A 6,790-nucleotide genomic window follows, 5' to 3' on the forward strand; every position below is an offset into this window, starting at 1 on the left:
ACTCCGGGCGGACGCGCGCGTAGGGTCCCCCGCATGATCGATGTTCCGGAGGAACTGGCCGAGACTCAGGAAGAGATCAACGGAGAAGCGGGCCGCAGATTCGTCGCGGACCTCCCACGCCTGACCGCCGACTTCCTCGACCGCTGGCACCTGCGCCTCGACGGCCGCCCCATGCACGGCATGTGCGCCCTGGTCGTCCCGGTCGTGGGTACGGCCGACGGCACCCCGGCGGTCCTCAAGCTCCAGATCCCCGACGACGAGAGCGAGGGCGAGCCGGTCGCCCTGCGCCACTGGAACGGCGACGGGGCGGTACGGCTCCTGGACCACGACCCCGACACGGGCACCATGCTCCTCGAACGCCTCGACCCGGCCCGCATGCTCAGCCACGAGCCGGACACCCACCGGGCCGTCCTGGTCATCGCCCGTCTCCTGGCCCACCTCACCGCCACCCCGGCCCCACCGACCGTGCGCCGCCTCTCCGACATCGCGGCGAACATGCTGGAGCGCACCCCGCCGGTACTGGCCCGCATCCCCGACCCGTCCGACCGCCGCCTGCTGGCGGACTGCGCGGCGGCACTCCGCGAGGTCGTCACCGAACCCGGCGACCGTCTCCTCCACTGGGACCTGCACTTCGACAACGTCCTGGGCGCCGACCGGTCCCCCTGGCTCGCCATCGACCCCAAGCCGCTGGCGGGCGACCCCGGCTTCGACCTCTGGCCGGCCCTCAACAACCGCTTCGACCCGTCCGACATCCACTGGCGCTTCGACGCCATGACCGACGTCCTGGACCTGAACCGCGAACGGGCGAGGGCCTGGACCCTCGCCCGCCTCCTCCAGAACGCCCTGTGGGAGGTGGAGGAGAACCGCACCCTGGACCCGGACGACCTGGAACTCGGCCGCCTGCTCCGCTGACCGGGCCCCGCCGGCATCACCAGGTGTGGGCCACGTCCACCACGACACGGTCCGGCAGCTGGAGCACCCGGAACGGCAACCGGGCGCGGACACCGAGCCCGACCTGGCTCTGCCCCTCGAAGGTCCCGCCGAACTTGGCGTCCCGGAAGGTGCTGTAGCCACCGAGGTCCACCCCGGGCAGGGCCTCCCCGTACTCCCCGGGGTAGGTAGGCTCCCCGGCCTCCAGGTCGTAGGCCCACGCCCCGATACGGATGTCGAGGACCGCCCCGCCGGCCACCGGCAGATACTCACCCGAGGGATCCGCCTGGAACCGGTCCACGTACTGCACGTGATACCCGACCGCGCCGCCCCCACCGGGCACGTCGAACACCAGCCGGTCGTAGCACTCGTGGCGCCCGGCCCTGATGTCCACCAGGTGATCGGCCCCCTGCGCGGCGCCGCCCTTGGCCCCGCTCCCCCACCCGGTCGGGCAGGCAGCCGCCACCTTCGCGGCCTCCCCCACGGCCCCCGCGGTACCCGCGGCCGCCCCCAAGGTGGCCCCCGCCAGCACCAGCACCGCCGCCACCACTCCGATTCGCCGCATCACGTCCCCCTGCGTCTCTCCACCCCGACACCGCTGACGCAGAAGGAGACGGCCCGACACCCCGCAAGGTTGTACGACAGAAAGGGGCAAACCAGGGATTCCCACCCTCCACTTCCACCCCACACAAAACCCCAGGCCGGCGACATCCCGACCTGGGGCAGCAAGAGAGCCCCCTGTCGGATTCGAACCGACGACCTACGCATTACAAGTGCGTTGCTCTGGCCAGCTGAGCTAAGGAGGCGTGGCCCCGCGTGGGGGCGCCCGTGCAGTGTACCCACGTCACAGACCGTGCCCGTCGAAAATTTCCGCGAAGTTCACAGGGGTCCAGGTACTGACAGACCCGGTGAACGGGAGGTACCGTCCTGACCCAATCCACTCCCGTGGACTACACCACCATGGCCCGGCCGTGGTGGATCACCACCTTTACAACGGATCGTCCGGCACGTTCCTGCCGGTGAAGGGGGCCTACGACCCATGGCCACAGTTTCGTTCGACAAGGCGACCCGCATCTACCCGGGTTCCACCAAGCCCGCCGTGGACGCGCTCGAGATCGAGATCGAGGACGGCGAGTTCCTCGTACTGGTCGGCCCGTCCGGTTGCGGCAAGTCCACCTCGCTCCGCATGCTCGCGGGGCTCGAGGACGTGAACGGCGGCGCCATCCGCATCGGTGACCGCGACGTCACGCACCTGCCGCCGAAGGACCGGGACATCGCCATGGTGTTCCAGAACTACGCGCTCTACCCGCACATGACCGTCGCCGACAACATGGGCTTCGCGCTCAAGATCGCCGGCGTCAACAAGGCGGAGATCCGGCAGAAGGTCGAGGAGGCCGCGAAGATCCTCGACCTCACCGAGTACCTGGACCGCAAGCCGAAGGCCCTCTCCGGCGGTCAGCGCCAGCGTGTCGCCATGGGTCGCGCCATCGTGCGTGAGCCCCAGGTCTTCCTCATGGACGAGCCGCTGTCGAACCTCGACGCCAAGCTCCGTGTCTCGACCCGTACGCAGATCGCGTCGCTCCAGCGCCGCCTCGGCATCACCACCGTCTACGTCACCCACGACCAGGTCGAGGCCATGACGATGGGCGACCGCGTGGCGGTCCTCAAGGACGGTCTGCTCCAGCAGGTCGACACCCCGCGCAACATGTACGACCGCCCGGCCAACCTCTTCGTCGCCGGCTTCATCGGCTCCCCGGCCATGAACCTGGTCGAGGTCCCGATCACCGACGGCGGCGTGAAGTTCGGCAACAGCGTCGTCCCGGTCAACCGTGACGCCCTGAAGGCCGCCTCCGACAAGGGTGACACCACCGTCACCGTCGGTGTCCGTCCCGAGCACTTCGACATCGTGGAGCACGGCGGCGCCGCCGCCACCGCCCTGTCCAAGGACACCGCCGACGCCCCGGCCGGCCTCGCCGTCACCGTCAACGTCGTCGAGGAGCTCGGCGCCGACGGTTACGTCTACGGCACCGCCGAGGTCGGCGGCGGGACCAAGGACCTCGTGGTCCGCGTCAACGGCCGCCAGGTGCCCGAGAAGGGCGCGACGCTGCACGTCGTCCCGCGTCCGGGCGAGAACCACGTGTTCTCGACCTCCACGGGCGAGCGCCTCTCCGACTGATCCCCCGACACGGTGGGCGCGACCGATCGCGAAACCACCGACCCGGGATAAATCACCCAGGTTGACGAAGAAGGCCCCGCAAACCTCTGCGGGGCCTTTTTCCTTGCCGCCAACTACCCCGGCAAATCGGTTCATTTCGACCAGTGTGCGTCAACCTGCCATCCGAACAACGGCACTCCGGCATCCCCCATACCGGTGACCCAATGTCGCCATATCACTACCCCGCGCTACCCTCACTCGCGTGAAGCACACCCACACCTACACCCCACGGACGCGGCGCGGCCGCGGCCCCGCCCGCCGGATCGGCCGTTCGCTGGCCCTGGTCCTGCCCGTCGTCCTGGTCCTCTCCGGCACCCTCGCGGTCACCCGGGTCCAATGGACCACCACGGACCCCGACCAATCGGTCCTCGCCGCCTCCGACGTGGCCGAGCTGGACGCCGCCGAGCGCGCCAAGTCCCGCGCCCCGCACGAGGTGCTCCGCGACAAACTCCTGCTGGAGCTCCAGGACGAGGACCCCGGAGTCGCCCTCACCCACCTCCAGGAAGCGGTGAACGAACGCCCGTCGCTGGCCAAGCACTGCACCTCCATCGCCCGCGCCCTCGGCCGTGCCGCCGTCCGCGCCTACGGCCCCACCCGGGCCCAGGGCTTCGCCCGCCCCGTCTGCGACACCTCCTACGCGACCGGGGTGGCCGCCCAGTTCGCCTGACCATCCCGGCGGCCCACCGGGGCACCCCACCCCGGTGACACCCCCTCCCGCGCCGATCACAGGGCCGTGCTCCCGCGAACGGGGCGCCACGTACAGTTCGGGTCATGACCGATCCGAACGCCGCGTCGCGCCCCGTTCAAGCCGTGGTCCTCGCCGGTGGCCAGGGCTCACGGCTGCGGCCGTACACCGACGACCGGCCCAAGCCCATGGTCGAGATCCCCGGTACGGGCACGCCGATCATCGGCCATCAGCTCACCTGGCTCGCCGAGGAGGGCGTGACCGACGTGGTCGTCTCCTGCGGCCATCTCGCCGACGTCCTGCAGAAGTGGCTGGACTCCGCCGACCTCCCGGTCCGCGTCACCACGGTCGTCGAGACGGAGCCCCTGGGCCGAGGCGGAGGCCTCAAGTACGCCGCCGCCCACCTCCCGCACCCCGACCAGCCCTGGTACGCCACCAACGGCGACATCTGGACCCGTTTCTCGCTCCGCGACATGGCGGACTTCCACACCGAGCGCGACGCCCTCGCCACCCTCGCCCTGGCCCGTCCGCGCATCCCCTGGGGCGCCGTGAAGACGGACGGCTTCGGCCGCGTCACCGACTTCATCGAGGCCCCGCCCACCACGTACGAGATCAACGCCGGCGTCTACGTGTTCTCCCCGGAGTTCACCGACCTCCTCCCGGCCCGCGGCGACCACGAGCGCACCACCTTCCCCCGCCTCGCCCGGGAACGCCGCCTGGCAGGCTTCCCCCTCCCCCAGGGCGCCTACTGGCGCGCCATCGACACGGCGAAGGACCTGACAGAGGCAGCGAAGGAACTGGCGGCCCAGAACCGCTAGGGCGCCTTTCGAAGCCACGGCTCTCATAGGGGCGCGGGGAACTGCGCGAGAAGCCCCACGCACCCGCAGCCGCCGACGAAACCCGCTCCCCCGAGTTCTCAGGCGCCTCTCTCACACACCGATGGGCCCCGCGCGAAGAATCACGCGGGGCCCATCACCACATCCGTACGACCTACCCGAGCAGCCCTCCGACCAGACCGGGCTGCCCACCGGAGGAGCTCCCCCCGGTGGACCCCCCGGAGGATGTCGCCCCACCGGTCGCCCCGCTGGAGGCGCCCCCGCTGGAACTCGGCCCCGCCGTCGTGCTCGGCGCCTGCTCCACCGGCGCCGACTGCTGCGGCGGCGCCTGCCCGGTCGTCCCCTGCGTCTGGCTCGGCTGTCCCCCGGTGACCGCCCCGGTGGACCGCGTGGCCCCCGGCGTGGTGGCCGCCTCCGAAGGCGAAGCGGACGTCGCGCCCGCGGTGGGCGTGTCGGACGCGGACGGGCTGTTCTCGCGCCGCGCACTCGGCTCACCCGGCAGCGGCGACCCCGGCAGCTCGTTGCGCGGCGCCTCCCCGGGACCGGGAACGACGATCCGGTCGGCGTCCCGCACGGCCCCGCCGAGCACGGATCCGACGAGCAGCGTCAGCCCGACGACGATCGCGGTCACGAGCGCGCCCCGGCGCAGTACGTACCGCCGCAGCTCCCAGATGTCGGCGCGCGGCCCGAGCGTGCGCCAGGCGCCGCCCGCGAGCCGCCCGTCGATCGAGTACACCGGCGCGCCCGCGATGATCAGCGGGGACCATGCGGCGAGGTAGATGATGTCGGGCGTCTCGTAGACGGGGACGGTCTTCCAGCTGACGGTGACGAGCAGCGCGGCCGACAGCAGCGCCCCGACACCGGCGGCGACCCGCTGCCACAGACCGAAGACGGTCAGCACACCGACGATGACCTGGGCGAAGGCGATGACGAGCCCCGCGCCCACCGGGTGTTCGAGGGCGAACTGCCGCAGCGGTTCGGCGACTTCCCACGGGTGCAGCGTGTTCAGCCACTTGACCATGGAGCCGCGCTTGCCGCCGTCGAAGTAGTGCGGGTCGCAGAGCTTGCCCATGCCGGCGTAGATGGAGATGAAGCCGAGGAAGACCCGCAGCGGCAGCAGCACCACCCCGAGGTTCATGCGGCGGCCGGGGTAATAGGCGTGCCGGACGGGCTCGTTGCCGGTCCGGCGCCCGCCGCGCCCCTCCTCGCCGTCGGCCCGGTCGTCGTACGGGTCGGTGAAGTCGTCTTCGCCGTAGGCGTCTTGGCCGGGGCCGTGGCCTGCCGGGTCGTAGCGGGGTTCGTCGTAGGAGCTGTCGACCGTGCGCATGGTGGGGAGCAGCCGGGTGCCGTCACCGACGGCGTGGTCGCCGTGGGTGCGCTGGCTGCCGACGATGGGGGTCTCCACCGTCTCGACGGTCAAGTCGGCGCCGTACCGCCCGCTTTCGGAGCCGTAGCGCCCGCCGTCGGTGTCGTAGCCACCGCCGCCCGTGCCGTCGACTCGGGGGATGACCTGGGTCGATCCCGTGTCGCCCAGCGGGTCGGGGAGGCCGACGCCCGCGCCGCGCACGGCCTGGAGGAGCCGGTGGGCCCCGGTGTCGTCGGGCGCGGACTTCCCGCTCCAGACGACCGGCGCGCGCCGGCGCCCGGCGACGGGCGCGCCGGAGCGCCCCGCCGTGCCCACGACGGGGATGCGCGTGGTGTCCTCGGTGGCGCTCAGGTGCCGTGCGATGCGCGGGGACGCCCGCGTGGAGGCGCCCAACTGCACGCGGAAGCTCGCGTGGTTGACGATGACCTGCGCCGGATCGCTCGGCACCTTCACCATGCTCAGCGCGGGAGCGTCGTCGAATCCCGAGTCGAATCCCGACGAACGGTCCCCCGTGGGTGTGCGGGGTGTTCTGGTGTCCACACTCATCTAACCGAGTGACGTGTCGTTAGGACACTGCTTTGACCGCCCCGATCTGTCCGGACCCCGTCAAGGTGATCCAGAACGACCGGAACCCCCGGTCACAGCCCTCCTCAGGCCCTGCGGCGCGCCGCCTCGTACAGCACAACTCCCGCCGCCACACCGGCGTTCAACGACTCCGCCCCACCCGGCATCGGGATCCGCACCCGGAAGTCACAGGT

7 protein-coding genes and 1 tRNA gene are annotated in these 6,790 nt (G+C 71.5%); 4 read left to right on the forward strand and 4 right to left on the reverse strand.

The window, feature by feature from the left end; translation table 11 throughout:
* Positions 1-33 precede the first annotated feature (33 nt).
* Positions 34-912, forward strand: coding sequence for an aminoglycoside phosphotransferase family protein (locus HW837_RS31630; protein ID WP_045555986.1), 879 nt, complete (start codon positions 34-36; stop codon positions 910-912).
* A 16-nt stretch (positions 913-928) separates the two neighbouring features.
* On the opposite strand, the gene HW837_RS31635 is transcribed toward HW837_RS31630, so the two are convergent.
* The gene (locus tag HW837_RS31635) at positions 929-1,495 is read right to left on the reverse strand and encodes an AMIN-like domain-containing (lipo)protein (protein ID WP_045556373.1); all 567 of its coding nucleotides are present in this window, start codon (positions 1,493-1,495) and stop codon (positions 929-931) included.
* Positions 1,496-1,662: 167 nt separating this feature from the next.
* A tRNA-Thr gene (locus HW837_RS31640) sits at positions 1,663-1,736 on the reverse strand.
* 233 nt (positions 1,737-1,969) lie between these two features.
* On the opposite strand from HW837_RS31640, the gene HW837_RS31645 reads away from it, so the two are divergent.
* From HW837_RS31645 to HW837_RS31655, 3 genes are all read left to right on the forward strand, one after another.
* Positions 1,970-3,106: an ABC transporter ATP-binding protein gene (locus HW837_RS31645; RefSeq protein ID WP_045555985.1), complete on the forward strand. Its 1,137-nt coding sequence runs from the start codon at positions 1,970-1,972 to the stop codon at positions 3,104-3,106.
* 241 nt (positions 3,107-3,347) lie between these two features.
* Entirely contained in the window at positions 3,348-3,812 is a 465-nt protein-coding gene (locus HW837_RS31650; RefSeq protein ID WP_045555984.1) for a hypothetical protein, read from the forward strand.
* A gap of 104 nt (positions 3,813-3,916) precedes the next feature.
* A complete protein-coding gene (locus HW837_RS31655; protein WP_193381490.1) occupies positions 3,917-4,648 on the forward strand; it encodes a nucleotidyltransferase family protein in 732 nt (243 codons plus the stop codon).
* A 172-nt stretch (positions 4,649-4,820) separates the two neighbouring features.
* Here HW837_RS31655 and HW837_RS31660 read toward each other — a convergent pair whose 3' ends face one another.
* Entirely contained in the window at positions 4,821-6,572 is a 1,752-nt protein-coding gene (locus tag HW837_RS31660) for a DoxX family protein (RefSeq protein ID WP_193381512.1), read from the reverse strand.
* A gap of 110 nt (positions 6,573-6,682) precedes the next feature.
* On the reverse strand, positions 6,683-6,790 hold a 108-nt coding region (locus tag HW837_RS31665; protein WP_336512579.1), incomplete at its 5' end, for a TrmH family RNA methyltransferase.

The sequence above is a fragment of the Streptomyces caniscabiei genome, from assembly GCF_014930365.1.
Classification (GTDB): Bacteria; Actinomycetota; Actinomycetes; order Streptomycetales; family Streptomycetaceae; genus Streptomyces; species Streptomyces caniscabiei.